The following is a 15,253-nucleotide window of genomic DNA, read 5'->3' as shown; positions in this document are numbered from 1 at the left end:
ATGCCCGGCCGTCAGGCCGGGGAGACGGGGTCGGGCGCGGCATTGGCGTCGCAGAGCGGCGATCCGGGCAGCATCCGGGCCGGATGCGGCATCCGCGTGGCGACCGCCCAGGAGGAGCCGTCGTAGCCCTCGAACCAGGCACGGCGCTCGCGCGACTCGCCGGGATACGGACAAGCATCGCGGGGCCGACCGACGGAGCGCGCGCGGGCGCCCTGTTTGACGATGTCCATGAGCATGGGCGCTGATCTCTCCGGCTGCTCGGGATCATGTCCCGCCCGGTCAGAAGCGCCGAGTCCGAATGGTCAGGCAAGCTGATTCAGATCAGAATGCCGCTCCCACCGACGCGTGTCGGGCTTATCCCGACACGCTGTGCGCGCGATGATCTGTTGACCATTGCAGGAGAGCGGCACCGGACCTCCTGGCGCCCGCGCCGGTGCATCGGCATGCCTTGCGGAAAGACTTCCGATTCTCGCGTTTGCGGACGCGAGGAGGACCGAGCGAGGGTCGGCCGCTCTCGATCGCGCCGCCGACGCTCGCTCAGCGGGAGACGCCGCTCGGGAAGCCTTGAGGGCTCGACCTCCCGATCCGGACGCGATGTCTAGTAGGCGCAGCCGTAGCCGACCGGCGCGTAGCGGGCGGCGTACCCGTAGGGCCGCACGTATGCCGCGCCATGGAAACCCGGCCGGGCGGCGGATGCCGCGAGGCCCAGGCCGGCCCCGGTCGCGTATCCCACCCCACGATAGCCGTCCCAACCACCGTAGCGAGCGGCGTGGGGCCGGTAGCCGTAGGCGGTGGGGCGGAAGTGGACACCGCGGTATCCGCGATAGCCGCGGTGCCGCCGGTCGTGCCGATGGAGACGGTGATGCCGGTACCGGTGAAGGCCGTGGCGCCGACCCCTCCAGACGCCGTGGCCCAGATGGCCGTGCCCATGGTGGAAGCCGTGGGCGCGGCCGTGGGGCCGTGCCTCGCTCGAGGGCGCGAACAGAACGAGGCTCGACAGCGCCGCCAGGGCGATCGCAAGACGTTTCATGGGCTGAGCTCCAGAGACGGTGAGGGACGTCCGCACCGGTCGGACCCGAGGCTGGATCCGACCGCGCGGCGCGGTCTGTCCGGGCGGCGATGCCGTCAGCCATCGCGGCCGACCGCCCACCCGGGGGCGCGACGACGACGGAAGACCGCCGGCCGCTGTCCCGCATGCTCATCTGTGCCGCGGCGCTCCGATCGGCAGTCGGAGAGATCGGCAACCGTGTCAGGGTCGGCCCGACATGCCGGGGCGCCCGGCCCGGATTAGCTTGGCTTCGGAGATTCGCGCTCGCGCCTGAGGGGGACGGCATGAGGAAGGCGTTGGGACTGCCGATGCAACGGGCGCGCACGTGGTACAGGCGCTACGGGCGCCTGGGGGCCCTGCCGACATCGCGATCTGTCCGACAGGGCTCCTACGTCGCCGGCAGTCGCACGCTGGAGGACTGGGCGCGGTTCGGGGGCGGCCTGCTCGCGCCCGATCCCGCCGACGGCCCGCATTCGGACATCCGCGCGTCGACCGAGCGGTTGGCCACCGTTACCCCGGTCAGTCCGCCGAGCTGAAAACGTCGCCGCCCACGAAGATCGTGTCCCGGTCGATCATCCGCGGCGGACTGGTGAGCGGGTGGCGGTCGAGGGCGTATCGCCCGCCCTCCGGCGCTCGTCGACGGCCGATCATTTTGCCGAAGCCCGTGACGGTCCCGGAATTCCTCGCACCGCCGGCGCCACCGTGGCGGCCGGCGGGCCGGTCGCGGAGATGTCGGGTAGGGCGGGACCGTCGGCGTCGGTCACCTGCGCCCGCGCGAAGCCCGTCGTTGCCGCCGCCGCCACGCTTCGACGACCATGAGCAGGCCCTGCAGGACGGTGAGCAGCAGTGTCAGCGCCATGAAGGGCAGCAACGGGATCAGCAGCCAGCCCGTCATCGTCAGCGCGTAGAGCAGGTCGCCGATATCGTGTCCGGCCACCGGACACGGGCGGGTGCCCGCCTCATTGACCGTGCAGCCTGTCAGGCTCGTCAGCGCGATGCCGACCGCGAAGGGCAGTGCCGGCAACCACGTGATCAGCAACAGGATGAGGATCACGCGCGGGCGCCGTCGGGATGGGCTCGTCGGCGCCGTCGTGAGGATGTTCATCGGCCGGATTCCTGCACACGGGCCCGGATCTGCGGGGCTTCCGCACGGGGGCCGCGCGACGCGGGGTGCTCAGAGCCGAGGTGGTCGCGGCTCGCAGCGCCGCTCATGACTGACGGCGGTAGAGGCCGCGGAAGGAGACGTTGAGGCCTCCGCAGGCGAGGTTATCGTCGACGACCAGCCAGGGACCGACTCGACGCATCCAAACCTTGCAGTCGGCGGCGTCCCCGGTCTCGACGGGCAGCGCTCCGTTCTCGCCGACCGCGAAGCTCGCCGCGGCGCCCTGCGGAGCGACCGTTCCGGCGAACGCGCCGATATGCACGCCCCCGCGGCGTACCCGCTCCGGATCTCCGGCGCCCCAGGTCGCGTCTCCCGCGAAGGCGAGCATCCCCGGCTTGTCGGCTTGCGTGACGCGGATTCGCGCTTCCGGCCCGGTCCAGGTGCCGAGCCAATCCGCCGGGGAGATGGCGGCGGCCGGCGCGACGGCGACGGATTTGGCGGGGACCCAGCCGGTCCAGCCCGTATCTTCGCCCGCGCCCCGATAGCGGGCGCAGACATAGGCGCCGAGACGTTCGCCGAGGATGACGGGATCGGCGGTCACCAAGTAGGCGCGCTCGCGGCAGGCGGGGCTCGGGTCGGGGCAGCCGGCGCGGGCGAGCCCGTCCTTGACGAAAGCCGTGCGCCCCGGGGCGGTAATCCGCCCGAAGGTCGGAGGCGCGCCGGAAGCGAGCGAGGGCGACCGCCGGCACTCGTTCTCCTCCGCGTGTGCCGGCCCCGCGAGCAGCGCGAGGGCGGCGAGCACCAGGATCGTCATCACGGTCACATCGGTTCTCCCCGGCCGGGTGGCGCACCGTCCGCCTCGACACGGGCAGGGGTCAGCCAGACGCAGTTTCGCGCAGCCTCTGCGCGCGGCCAAGAATATCTTCTCGCCCCCGGCGCGACGAGTCGGGCATCGGTCCTCGGCCCCGTTCGGATCGCCGGCGCCCGCACTGCGGCCGGCGCGGCCCCGAGCCGATCGTCGCCCCCGATCGTGACAGATCTCCGCGCTCCGTCAGAGCCAGGCCAGGCTAGAGGGATGGCACCAAATGTTCATCATCCGACGCAATCCGTGCCGGCTTACTGAACCGGTAACAATATCGATCATAATTCGTTGACTTGGTCGCCGATCGAGATCAGTTCAATGCCGGCTGCAAGGCGAGATCTTGTCTGAGCGGCGGCGGTTCTCGTTAACGATCTTTCATCGCCTGAAGGCCGTGATCATGAGGTCCGTCATCGTGGCGCATTCCACGGCGCCGCCAAGCCCGGGCTCGGCTATGCCGACCGTGATTGGCAGGCCGCGGACAGGGATGAGGGATGAGGCGGTCTGAACCGCTGGCGGCCTCTCGCGCGCGACCGCCCGGCCGCCATGGACCACGCCTGCGCGATCCCGAGCAGGCTGCGAAGCTGTTCCCGGCGTCGACGCGGCTCCCACGCGACGCCCGCAAGGTAACGAGTTCTCCCGGGGCCCGATATGCGCCAGGCGTTTCCAAATTCTCCGCAAGAAGTCCGCCCGCCCGCCCGGTCGCGGTGGCGATGCACCCGGCCGGCGCGGGCGCTCCTGGGCGCCGGGTTCATCGGCGCGGGGCTGCTCGCGCCGACCGAGCCGTCGCGAGCCGACGATGGGCCGAGCTACGAGGATGACCGTCGCGGCATCTTCCTGCCCTTCCTCAACGCGCCTCGACCCGGTGACGTCATCACCAAGTCGCCGCGCCTGGGACTGTCGTTCGGTGGTGCGGTACGTCCGATCCTGGTGGATACCGGCTCGACCGGCATCGTGATTTCGGCCAGCCGCATTCCCGGCAACCAGGCCCTGCCCGGCGAGCCCGGTCGCCTGACCTATTCGAGCTCCGGCCGGATCATGATCGGGCGCTGGGTCCGCGTGCCGGTGACCCTCTGGGGCCGCAACGGCGAGAGCGTGACCACGCAGCCCATCCGGGTTCTGGCCGTCGACCGGATCGACTGCACCGCACGCGCCCGCACCTGCACGCCCGCGGAGGCGCCGGCCCACGTGGCGATGATGGGTATCGGATTCGGCCGCGAGGACGACAGCCAGACCCAGAGCACGCCGGACACCAATCCGCTCCTCAACGCGGACCCGCCCGGACCGGGTGCGGTGCATCGCGGCTACGTGCTGACCAGACGGGGCGTGCATGTCGGCCTGACGCGCGCCAACACGCGCGGCCGCTACCGCTTCGTGAAGCTCGATCCGCACCCGCATGTGCCGGGCGACTGGCTCGGCGTTCCCGCCTGCATCACCGTCGACGGCCGTGACCCGGCCGCCTGCGGCCGGGCGCTCCTCGACACCGGCGTCACCGGCATGTTCCTGACGCTGCCGCCCGCACAAGTCATGGGCAGCCTCCGAACCGGTATGGCCGATCACGCCGTCCTTCGTCCCGGAACACGCCTGAGCTTCCGCTTCGGCGACGCGGCCGGCTACGCGATCACGGTCGGCGATCGCGACGCACCTCTCGCGCCCGAACGCATCGTCCTCAACACGACGCGCCCGCAGCCCTTCGTCAACACGGGTCTGCACATCCTGAACGGCTACGACGTCCTCTACGACGCGGACCGCGGATATTATGGATTTCGAGTCCGCAATACGTTTTCAGCCGCCGATGACAGATGATCTGCCGCTCGACCGCCTTCGTATCTTTTTCCGAGCTTCGAGTTCGCCATGTTGCGCAACGCTCTCATCGCTGCCCTGCTCCTCGTCCCGGCCGCGGGGTTCGCAGCGGACTCCGATTGCAGCACGTCTGCGAACCAGATGGACGCCAACATCTGCACGGGTCAGCAATTCGACCGGGCCGATGCCGAGTTGAACCGTCGCTACGCCGCGCTGCGGAGCCGACTCGATGAGAACGGCCGACGCAATCTGGTCGCCGCCGAGCGCGCCTGGATCGCCTTCCGCGATCTCGAGTGCAATCTGCGGACCGGATTCAATACGGCGACTCCCGACGACAACGGAAGCATCGCGCCGATGCTTCTGGGCGAATGCAAGATCGCGTTGACGCGCCAGAGGATCCAAGACCTCACGGCTCAGATCAAGTGCCCGGGCGGCGACCTGTCCTGTTCGCCCTGATCGGCTCTCATTGTCTCCCTCCACCTCGCTGAGCACGACATCCATGATCATCGTCACGACCGAGAACATCCCGAATTATCATGTGCGCGAGGTGCGGGGCCCGTGCTTCGGTGCTGTGGTGCACAGCCGCGGCGCGGTGGGCAATTTCACGGCCGGCCTGCGCAGCCTCATGGGCGGCGAGATCAACGAGTACAGCCAGTTGATCGAACAGGCCCGGTCCCAAGCGATTGACCGTATGGCGCAGAACGCGGCGCAACTCGGCGCCAACGCCATCGTCATGATGCGTTTCGACACGGCGGACACCGATCAGTCCATGATGGGCGTCGTCGCCTACGGCACCGCCGTGATCGTCGAGGCACGCTGAGACCTGCGCCGGCGGAATCACGTCCCTGAGCGGCCGAGGCCCGAAGCCGTGCGGCACGCCCGTGGCGGAACTCCGCGCCGACCTATCGTCACCGAGCGCGCCCGCAGCATCCGCCCCGTCGGGTCGATTCGAAGCGCATGAACCGGATCCGATCGCCATGAATCATAAGCGCTCCCGCCTGCCGCAGGCCGCGGCTTCCGTCCTGGCCGGGCTGCTCGCCTGCCTCGTCGGGTCGACGACGGCCAGCGCCGATCAACCGTCGGCCAAGCTGTGCCTGAACGAGACCTCGACGCCCGGGACGACGGATTGCATGAACCGGGCGTTGCAGGAGGCGGATGCGAAGCTCAACGCGGCCTACAAGAAGGCGATGTCGGTGATCGATCACGATGATCGCGCGGCGGACCCGAACGCCAAGGCGCTCTGGAAGACGCAGCTCGAGAGGGCGCAACGCGCCTGGATCGCCTTCCGCGACGCGGATTGTGGTGACCTGACCTACAGCGAGTGGGCCAACGGCAGCGGCGCGAACCCGGCGGTCCCCGCGTGCCGCTATGACAAGACGGTCGACAGAACCGCCGACCTTCTCGGCCGCTACCCGCTTCACTGAGAATCGCCGCGGAACCGGTGGCGGATCGCCACGCGTCGCCGGCACGCCTCGGGCAGAAGCTTTCGGCGCCACGGCCGGTCACCCGATCGTTGCGGGGGGCTGTGCAGACGCGCGGAAGCCGACCGATCCCCGCTCATCGCCTGCTCACGTCGGCTTCGGTGACGGGGGGCCGTCGGCACGGCGCGCCTCGGGACGCGGACCGGTCCGGCCTGCGGCGCCGATCGCCCTGTCTCAGCCCGCTTCGATGGGGCCCGGCGGTCGCGGGGCCGGCGGCTCGGCCGGCGGGTCGCCGTCGGGCGGTGCCGGCTCCGGCAGCGGATCGCCGATGGGTGGCAGCGGGTCATCCCCGGGGCGCGGCGTATCCGATGACATGGGGTGCTGTCCTGTCGATTCTTCGGGCGGTCGCGGAGGTCAACGCGCGCCGGTCCGGTCGGATGCAGTCTCGTCAGCCGAAGGTCAGCGACGATCGTTCCCGCAGGGCCCTGCGCCGGGCCCGGCTGAGGTCGGCGACAGAGTAGGGCTTGTACAGGAGCTCGAAACCGTCCGTGCCTTCCGAGGCCAGCACGTGGCTGTAGCCGGATGTCAGCACGACGGGCAGGTAGGGGCGCCGACGCCTTATCTCCCGGGCCAGATCGACACCGTTCATGCCCGGCATCTCCACGTCGGAGAACACCACGTCGATCTCCTGGCCGCTCGCCTCGATCGTGGCGAGGGCCGTCCGCGCGTCCTTCACCCAGAAGGCGTTGTAGCCGAGCTCCATCAGGGCTTGCCGGGCGAAGGCGCCGACCTCCGCGTTGTCCTCGACCACGAGCACCGGCGTGCCGTGGCCCTCGGCGAGCGGCTCCGGTTCGTCCGGCGCGCCGTCCTTGACCTCCGCCTGATGAGACCGCGGCAGGAAGAGGGTGGAGGTGGTCCCGACCCCGACGACGCTGGCGACCGCGACGTCACCGCCCGACTGCTTGGCGAAGCCGAACACCTGGCTGAAACCGAGCCCGGTGCCGTGTCCGAACCCCTTCGTCGTGAAGAAGGGCTCGAAGATGCGTTCGAGGAGATCCGCTTCGATGCCCGAGCCGGTATCCTAGACCGACACGGCGACGAAATCTCCGGGCACGGCTGGATGCGCCCGCAGCGCGGGAATCCCGTCCGCGCGGCGCACCTTGATCAGGAGGCGGCCCTCGCCCTGCATGGCGTCGCGGGCATTCACCACCAGGTTGACGAGTGCGGTGTCGAACTGGCTCGGGTCGGCATCGACGTGGCAGCGCAGCCTTTGGCCGTCGGCATCCGTGCCGGCATCCGTGTCGGTCGCGACTCGGATGCACGCGCCGGTCAGCTGACCGACCGCCTCCATCTTCTGCGACTGACGCAGCTGCTCCTCGAGAATCCGGCGTTCCGTGACGTCCCGGCCGGTCGCGTGGGAACGGTCCCCGCGGGCGATCGCGTGCCACGAGATCCAGCGGTACGCTTTGTCGGCGGACCTGAAACGGACGTCGAGGTCGGACAGGGTGTGGCCAGTCCGCAGCGTCTCGAACGCGCCGGCCGCCGTCCCGGCGTCGTCCGGATGGATCAGTGTGTCGATGCGGATGCCGACCAAGCTGCCGGCCGGCCAGCCGAGCAGTTCCGTCCAGGCCGGGTTGACCGCCTGACAGGTGCCGTCAAGGGCGCAGACAACGAGGAGATCGCGGCTCGTCCTCCACACCAAATCGTGCTCGATGCGCCGGTCGCGGTTGAGCGTCTCCCGCTGCTCCTCGGCCGCCTGTCTGACCGCGGGACCTTGCAGGAAAACCGCGACACGGTTCTGCGCGTCGGAGCCGAGCCGCATCGCGCGGACGTCGAGGACGAGTCCCGAGCGCGACACGGGCGCCCTGAACCGGACATTGTGGCCGGATCTCGCGACCTCGCCGAGCGTGCAGAACCAGTGCCGCGCGTCGTCCGGCTCGAGCTCGCGCAGCCAGCGGCTCCCCGTGGCAACGCGGCCCGCCAGACGCTCGAAGGCGGCGTTGGCCTCGGCGAGGCGGTCATCCCCGGCCCTGCCTTCCGCGTCGAAGCGCTGCTCGACGACGCAGAAGCCGATCTCGTCGTCCGTCGGCCACCGGCGCGGGGAGGCGGCCCGATTGCCGGCCTGCATGCCCGACTGCCGGAAGCGCGTGAGGTCGAGCTGGCTGCCGAAGAACAGCAGCTCGCCGTTCGGGCTGAAGACGGGACTGATGTAGATTTCGTTGACGAAGCTGCTGCCGTCGCGCCGCTAGTTCAGCAACTCCACCACCATGTCCCGCCGTGCGGCGATGGCGTCGCGGATGCTGGCTATGTGGGCTGGGTCGGTCCCCGGTCTCTGTAGGAAACGGCAGTTGCGCCCGATCAGCTCCTCGGCGGTGTAGCCGGAGAGTTCCAGGAACGCGTGGTTGGCGAAGACGATCGGATTGTCGGGCAGATTGGGATCGGTGACGATCATCGCCATCCGGGTCTTGTCGGTGGCGGTGAAAAGGAGGTCGGACCGGGCGGTGCCGACACCGGCCAGGCTGGTTGAGACGGCGACCGGGACCTGCGTCGCGCGCAGACGCGCGTTCTCCTCCACAAGCGCGCGCTCGCGCCGGCGCAGTCGCTCGACCTCCCCCCGAAGATCCTCGATGCTCATGGCCCGGTCTTATCCGGTGCGGCTGCCGGGTCCAACCGGTGCCGGCACACGGACACGAGACCGGAATGTGATCTCTTGTGCCGATGGGGGCGCCCGTCGTCGCAGGGCGTGCGAACAGGCCGTCCCTGAGACAGTCGGGGCCAGGTACACGGTCAGGCGCAGGCGCGGTCCGGCCGCCAGGACGCGGCGTTCCGGCCGGCGGCCGGGTCCGGATCGCGCCGCCGCGAACGCGAACGGCCGGAGCTCGGCTCCGGCCGTCGCGTCGTCGACGGGACCGCTCTTACCGCAGGAGCTGGAGGACGCCCTGCTGGGCGGAGTTGGCCAGCGACAGGGCCGAGATGCCCATCGACTGGCGGGTCGACAGCGCCTGCGAGTTGGCCGCTTCCTGGTTCAGGTCGGCGTTGGTCAGGTTGGCCGAACCCGTCTGCAGCACGTTGATCAGCTGCTTGGAGAAATCCTGACGGTTCTGCACCACCGACAGGTTCGAGCCCAGCGTGCTCGCCGCGGAGTTCAGGGTCGCGCCCGCCGTGGTCAGGGTCGCCAGGGTCTTGTTGACGTCCGCGTTCAGCAGGAAGTTGCCGAGGCCGTTCTGGCTCGACGAGCTGTTCGAGCTGGTGATCGAGGACAGGCCGAGGCCGTTCGACGTCGCGTCCACCGAGGCGACGTTCAGGTTCGAGCTGCCGGTGTCGTTGAACTTGATGTTCATGTCATTGCCCTTACCGGCAATGAGGTTGACGCCGTTGTAGCTGGCGTCGCTGGCGAGCTGCGTGATCTGGTTGAGCAGGTTGTTGTACTGGTTCGCCAGCGAGGCGCGCTGGGCCGTGCCCGAGATCGACAGGTCGCTGGACACGACGGTGCTGGCGGCGGTGCCGTAGGTCGAGGCGGTGGTGGCCGAGGCGGTGAAGCCCAGCGCCGTCTGGCTGCCGGAGTTCTGGAACTCCACGTCGGCCTGGGCATTCAGGACGATCTTCGTGCCGGAGCTGTCGACCGAGAAGATCGCGCCGGCGCCGAAGGCGCCGCTGGACGAGGTCGAGGCCGAGCTGACCGCGGCGTTGAGCGCGGCCACCGTCGCGTTGACGCTCGAGGAGGCGGCGACCGTAGCGGAGACCGAGCTGCCGTTGATGGTCAGCAGCACGGTCTGGGAGGCGGTGCTGGCGCTGTAGGCGTTGGCGGCGGTGCCGGTGGTGGAGAGCTGGGTCGAGAGCGCCTGATTGGCAATCGATTTGGCCTGGTCGACCAGCTTCTGGATCGAGGTGATGCCCTGGTTGGCGGCCTGGATCGACTGGATGCCGTTGGAGATGCCGTCGAGGAGCGTGTTCAGGCTCGAGGAACGGCCGTCGAGGGCCTGGGAGGTGAAGAAGTTGGTCGGGTTGTCGAGGGCGGAGTTGACCGTCTTGCCGGTCGCGAGGCGGTTCTGGGTGGTCGCCATCAGCTGGGCGGTGTCCTGCAGCGAGAGCAGGTTCTGGCGCGTCGCGGCCGACAGGGTGATGGAGGACATGGATCGCTATCTTTCCAACCGGAGCAACCCGATTCTCGGGGATGCCTAAGAATACCGGTTAGGGTTAAGTCTGAATTAACTGCGCGAGTATTTTCGGTGAATCGGTAGCCTTACCGAGACATGGACGACCGTCGCACGCAAGCTTGTGATCCGCGGCATCCGGCAGGCTCGCGCGGGCCGGATGCCATCGGAGACTTGAGCCGGCGCGTTCCGACCGTTCCCGTGCCGGCGGACCGGTCGTTCGGGCCGCTGCGTCGCGCGGTCCGCCTGGACCTCAGTCGAGGGCGTAGCCGAGCAGCCCCTCGGATGTCTGCCCCTCACATCCCGGCGCGATCGATACGAAATGATCGCGGCTGCCGGCGATGCAGCGATAGATCGGGTGGCTGCCCGGCCTTTGCGCTTCGTAGACGTACCCGGTCTGCCCGAGGGGTGTCTGACCCTCGCACCGCGCGTCACGGCTGAGGAAGTGGTCCTGCCCGGCCACGCAGCTCATCAGCATCGCGGTCCCGGGGGCCGGGAGCGTCAGCACGCTGCCGAGGCTGCGCTCGACCGTGTAGCCGGGTCCGACATAGCCGGTCGTGACCCAATGCCCGCCGGCCCCGAGGGCGCGCTGTAGGGGAAGGCGATCGGCGCCGTTCAACCTGCGCGCCTCAGCGATCCGCCAGGTGCCGGGGTAGGGGCCGCCGCCCGAGAAGAAGACCGTGATGTCGGGCAGAAACGGAGTCAGATACCCCGTTCCGTCCCGCTGGAAGCCCGGGCTGTGGTTCAGGTAGAAGCCGGTGACGTCGGAATTCAGGTAGCCCAGGGGCGTCCAGGCGGCCGGTGCCCCGCTCAGCAGGGTCTTCAAAGGCATCTTGAACAGGCCCATCTGGTAGGTTTCGCGATCGGGATTGCGGCCCGGATCCTTGCAGGCCACCTGCTGACAGGCGCGACCCGGCAGTCCGGTGATGACGTAGACCTCGCCGGCCTTGGGATCGTAGGCGAAATCCGAGTTCGGGTTGACGGTCGCGCCGTCGGCCGTGACGTTGGGAACCCGAGCCGGCGGCCCGAAATGCACGCCGTCCGCCGTGTGTCGGAGGTAGAGGTCCCCGAAGCCCCGCACGCCCTGCGGCCCGGTGAGATCCGTCGTGAAGACGAAGAGGCCGGACCGTCCGTCCGAGAAGGTGGCGGGCTGCCCGGTGCCGTAGTTGCCCTGCGCGACCACGGGGTTGATCGGCTTGATGACCGGTTCCGGATAGTCGACCCAGGTCACCTTGTCGTTCGAGAAGGCGAGACCTGTCTGGTTGTTGTTTCCGGGCAGATTGTCGGCTCCCGAATAATACATCGCGTAGGCGTAGGTCTGTCCGTCCGCCGGGTTGATGAAGCGGCCCCGGACCACGCTGGGATCACAGACATACTGGCGGTTCCAGGAGCCGGGCGTTGGCTGGAATACGATCCGCGCCGGCGAGAAGCCGTTCTGCGGCGTGTAGGAGCGATGGAAGATGACGTCGGTCTTGCCCTGGCCGCACCACCAGATATCGGTTGTCCCGTTCTCGGTGATGACGCTCGGCGCGTAGTTGTAGCCGGCGGGATTGGCCTCGTTGACGAACAGCGGCTGTGCCTCCGGCCCCTTCCACCCGGCCTCGCCCGCGACCGGCAGCGCGAGCAGCGCCAGCACCGTCCCGACGAGGCCGCCCTTCGGCGCGGCGCGGCCCGGCAACACTCTCACGCTCATCCCTCGCTCCGGTCCGCTCCCGCCCCTTTGACGACTGGGCTCTCCGGGCGAGGCTGACGACCGGAATGTGGCCGTCTGATATCCGTCGGCGCGGTCCGCCGGACCGTGCCCGGATCCTTCACAGATCCGGACGCGGCCCCTCATCCTGGGACAGGGTGACACGTCCTCCGCCCGGGCTCGGCGGCGCGGGGCGTCGGCAGATCGGCCGAAGGGCGCGGTCGAGCAGCGATTGCCGGCCGAGGATCATCTCGTAGAAATCGTACTCGCCCGGCCGGAAATTGGCTTTGAGGAACTGGAAGTGCATGTGGAAGGGCTTGAGGCGCAAGCGCTTGTAGTCGTCCTCCGGTATCCTGTCCTTGACCCCTGCGGACCGAATGAGCGGATTCCAGGCAAGAAATGCCGGTCGTTCGATTCCGAGATCGAAGAGGGGATTGAACCCGTAGCAGTTGAGCCAGTCCTGTGGGGCCTGATAGTCGCACCACACGATGCGGTCGCTGAAGACGAGGGTCGCGATGTCTTCGCGCAGTCTCCGGGCCTCATTCTGGAGGGCGACGAAGGGCAGACCCGAGCCCAGCGTGACGAGGGACAGCTGCGGATGCGGTCGATCGTCGGTCCCGAGTTGCGCGAGGACCTGGGCGGCGACCTCGACCGCCATGGCGGCGCCGAGGGAATGGCCGACGATCATGACCTCGTCGGGCGCGTCCGCGGGATGCGCCCGCCAGTGGGACAGTTCGGCCAGAACACGCTCCCGGAAGACCGCGATCCTGGCCTCGTAATCCGGCCGCCGGCCCGTCGCATGCTGCCAGAAGAAGATGCGAATGCTGAGGATGTGCCAGAAGAACAGGCGACCCAGCGCCTTCCTGGTGACGTACAGGACCGCGATCGCGGCGGTGGCGAGAAGCAGCGCCACCCAGACTCGTTCAGTCCCCGCTGACGGGTTCACGGCGGCGAAGACTGCGGTGCCGAGCACGATCAGCAGTGCCGGAGCCACGAAGGCGACGAAGAACGGGAAGGCGCTCAGCAGGGTGTAGGGCCATCCGAAGCGGGCGGTCTTGAAAAACAATCCCTGTGCGAGCCCCGACGCGACGCTCCGCGCCAGCAGGGCCAGCTTGCGCGGCATGGGGCGCGCGAGATCCGCATGGACGATGTCGCTCCAGATCAGCGTCTCGCAGCGGACGGCCGCCCCGTCGCCGTCGGCCGGCGCGCTGACAGTCCAGCTCCGGCTCAGACCATCGGGGTCGGTCCGGATCGCCGATACCGCGCGCGGCATCGACCCGAAGCGGGTCGTGTGACGGTCGAGCTCCCGCTTGAAGAAGGCGGGAAACCGGATGCCGCTGCGCGCGTCGAATCCGTGGATGAAGAAGACGTGCCGTCGCGCGACCGGCGGCGGATGAAGGTCTCTCAGCTTGAAGGGCGTGAACGATAAGTAGCCGCGAACCATCTGATTGAACAAGGGCGAGAGCACGAGGAGGCTTCGCGGCGGTCGACGGCGCCGGCAGGGGTGGCTGCATTGCCCGATCGCGGCGGGCTCCACAACAGCGCGCCGGCGAATTCGGTTCCGCCGCCGGCCACCACTCATCATCCCGGCAGCGCGACGGCCTCTGTCACCCGGCAACACCGACAGCGTCAAAAATCGGTGTCGGGGTCGAGAAAGACTGGACTTGAGAAAACTGAGGCCCCTACGGTGCGGGACGCGGGGGCGGTGTTCAAGATTCGTATGGGTTTCTCCAAGGCCGTGAGGGCGCTTCGCAGCGGCGCCCTCCGACGTCACAAGATCGGCCACATCCAGGCCGTCTTCGATGCTGCGCCGAGCGGCTGCATCGTCCTCGCCGGCGACTCGCACGCGGCTCTCATGCCGCGACCGGTCGTGTCACGTCCCGTCCTGAATGCCGGTCTCGCCGGAGCGACGGCACGCTCCTATCGCCGCGCCCTCGACCTGCTGAGCGCGCCGTTGCCGGCTTTCCTCGCGGTCCTGATCATCGGGACCAACGATATCCGATCACCGTCGGCGCTCTCGAAACCGGCCACCGACGACTTCTTCAGCCAGGCGGATCACATCGTCGATCGCCTCCAGGCCTGGACCCTCGATACGCTTGTGTCGGCGCTGCCGCCCACACCGTTCTCGAGAGCATCCGAGCGCGAGCCCGCGACGGTCGAGGTCTATTCGGATCTTCTCCGCGATGTGTGCGCGCGCCGGGGCGTCTCGTTCTTCGACCCGTTCGCGTCGCTGCGCGCCGCCCGGTTCGGGCTGGCCGAGGATGACGCCTTCGTCGAAGGGATGCATCTGCGCGATTACGCCGCCGTCGCCGCGCGGATCACCGGCCATATCCGTGATCACTACGGGCTCGAGCAATACTTGGAGAACACCCTCCCTGGCTTCGACGAAAATTACTACAGGAGCTGGTATGCCGATACTTGCCAGTACCCACATGGACTGAGGCGCCATTACCTCGACCTCGGCTGGCGCGAGGGTCGCGATCCGAGCGGGCATTTCAGCACCGACGGCTATCTCGATGCCAATCCCGATGTCCGCGTCGCGGGCATCAATCCGCTGGTCCACTTCCTGGAAGTCGGCTTCGCCGAGGGGCGGACCGGCTGGCAGAAGGCCCACACGCATCCGACGCGCTATCGCGGCGTCGGCCCCGCTACCTGAGAGCGGCGCTTCCTGCCGGCCGCGCGCACGCCTTCGTGAGCGCAAGCGTCGCGAAGCTGCCGCAGATCGGTGTACGCATGCGACCATGCGCTTCCTCCTCGCCGGCCCACTCCTCGCCCTCATCGCCACGGGAGCCGCGGCCGGGGAGCCACGCCTCGACGGCCCCGTCGTCGCCGGTAGATTCGGGATGGGCGGGTCGGACTATTACGGCGATGTCCGCAGCCGGATGCCGTTTACCGGAGAGGCTCCGCCGCGACCGGTCGGGATGGCCGACATCGTGCGCGTCCGGGCGGCCCGCAGGCGCGCGGACACCGCGTCGCGCCGACAGGCACCGCATCGGCCTGCGCATCGCGGCTGAGGTTCTCCGGGCTCCGGTCATCCGGAGCGGCCCGAGGCGGCGGCGAAGACGCCGTCCTGGCGGCCCGAGTGCGTCACGGGAGCCGGGGTTCTTCTCCCGGGCCGCCCGGTTGCGCGCCCCGCGGGGCCCTTCGGTCGGGCGGGGACGCGGGGTCCGCGAAAT

At 69.0% G+C, this 15,253-nt stretch carries 13 protein-coding genes and 1 pseudogene; 6 read left to right on the top strand and 8 right to left on the bottom strand.

The window, feature by feature from the left end:
• Positions 1-11: 11 nt before the first annotated feature.
• Positions 12-236, bottom strand: coding sequence for a ribosome modulation factor (locus MOTC310_RS07215; protein WP_331301292.1), 225 nt, complete (start codon positions 234-236; stop codon positions 12-14).
• A gap of 362 nt (positions 237-598) precedes the next feature.
• Positions 599-1,030 carry a hypothetical protein gene (locus MOTC310_RS07210; protein WP_331301291.1) on the bottom strand — a complete coding sequence of 144 codons (432 nt, stop codon included), beginning with the start codon at positions 1,028-1,030 and terminating at the stop codon, positions 599-601.
• A 302-nt stretch (positions 1,031-1,332) separates the two neighbouring features.
• Between MOTC310_RS07210 and MOTC310_RS07205 the strand changes: the two genes are divergently transcribed.
• Positions 1,333-1,584, top strand: coding sequence for a hypothetical protein (locus MOTC310_RS07205; protein WP_331301290.1), 252 nt, complete (start codon positions 1,333-1,335; stop codon positions 1,582-1,584).
• A gap of 224 nt (positions 1,585-1,808) precedes the next feature.
• Here the strand turns inward: MOTC310_RS07205 and MOTC310_RS07200 are convergent, their stop codons facing one another.
• Together MOTC310_RS07200 and MOTC310_RS07195 are read right to left on the bottom strand one after the other, a co-directional pair.
• On the bottom strand, positions 1,809-2,153 hold the full coding sequence (locus MOTC310_RS07200; protein WP_331301289.1) for a hypothetical protein: 345 nt from the start codon (positions 2,151-2,153) through the stop codon (positions 1,809-1,811).
• Between the two features lie 103 nt (positions 2,154-2,256).
• Positions 2,257-2,964: a hypothetical protein gene (locus tag MOTC310_RS07195; protein ID WP_331301477.1), complete on the bottom strand. Its 708-nt coding sequence runs from the start codon at positions 2,962-2,964 to the stop codon at positions 2,257-2,259.
• A gap of 696 nt (positions 2,965-3,660) precedes the next feature.
• Between MOTC310_RS07195 and MOTC310_RS07190 the strand changes: the two genes are divergently transcribed.
• From MOTC310_RS07190 to MOTC310_RS07175, 4 genes are all read left to right on the top strand, one after another.
• The gene (locus tag MOTC310_RS07190; RefSeq protein ID WP_331301288.1) at positions 3,661-4,815 is read left to right on the top strand and encodes a hypothetical protein; all 1,155 of its coding nucleotides are present in this window, start codon (positions 3,661-3,663) and stop codon (positions 4,813-4,815) included.
• A 48-nt stretch (positions 4,816-4,863) separates the two neighbouring features.
• On the top strand, positions 4,864-5,268 hold the full coding sequence (locus MOTC310_RS07185) for a lysozyme inhibitor LprI family protein (protein ID WP_331301287.1): 405 nt from the start codon (positions 4,864-4,866) through the stop codon (positions 5,266-5,268).
• Positions 5,269-5,311: 43 nt separating this feature from the next.
• A complete protein-coding gene (locus MOTC310_RS07180; RefSeq protein ID WP_331301286.1) occupies positions 5,312-5,632 on the top strand; it encodes a YbjQ family protein in 321 nt (106 codons plus the stop codon).
• Positions 5,633-5,693: 61 nt separating this feature from the next.
• Entirely contained in the window at positions 5,694-6,236 is a 543-nt protein-coding gene (locus MOTC310_RS07175; protein WP_331301285.1) for a lysozyme inhibitor LprI family protein, read from the top strand.
• A gap of 445 nt (positions 6,237-6,681) precedes the next feature.
• Here the strand turns inward: MOTC310_RS07175 and MOTC310_RS07170 are convergent.
• The 4 genes and pseudogenes from MOTC310_RS07170 to MOTC310_RS07155 all read right to left on the bottom strand — a co-directional run bounded on the left by MOTC310_RS07170 (position 6,682) and on the right by MOTC310_RS07155 (position 13,923).
• A pseudogene (locus MOTC310_RS07170) lies at positions 6,682-8,868 on the bottom strand (PAS domain-containing protein).
• 280 nt (positions 8,869-9,148) lie between these two features.
• Entirely contained in the window at positions 9,149-10,366 is a 1,218-nt protein-coding gene (locus MOTC310_RS07165; protein ID WP_331290792.1) for a flagellin N-terminal helical domain-containing protein, read from the bottom strand.
• A gap of 274 nt (positions 10,367-10,640) precedes the next feature.
• A complete protein-coding gene (locus MOTC310_RS07160; RefSeq protein WP_331301284.1) occupies positions 10,641-12,080 on the bottom strand; it encodes a hypothetical protein in 1,440 nt (479 codons plus the stop codon).
• 118 nt (positions 12,081-12,198) lie between these two features.
• Positions 12,199-13,923, bottom strand: a complete 1,725-nt coding sequence (locus tag MOTC310_RS07155) for a lipase family protein (RefSeq protein WP_331301283.1) — start codon at positions 13,921-13,923, stop codon at positions 12,199-12,201.
• Between the two features lie 9 nt (positions 13,924-13,932).
• Here MOTC310_RS07155 and MOTC310_RS07150 point away from each other — a divergent pair, with 9 nt between their 5' ends.
• A complete protein-coding gene (locus MOTC310_RS07150) occupies positions 13,933-14,733 on the top strand; it encodes an SGNH/GDSL hydrolase family protein (RefSeq protein WP_331301282.1) in 801 nt (266 codons plus the stop codon).
• Positions 14,734-15,253 lie beyond the last annotated feature (520 nt).

Source organism: Methylobacterium oryzae (assembly GCF_036441375.1).
GTDB classification, from domain to species: domain Bacteria; phylum Pseudomonadota; class Alphaproteobacteria; order Rhizobiales; family Beijerinckiaceae; genus Methylobacterium; species Methylobacterium oryzae_A.
This window is presented reverse-complemented; position numbering and strand designations above follow the sequence as displayed.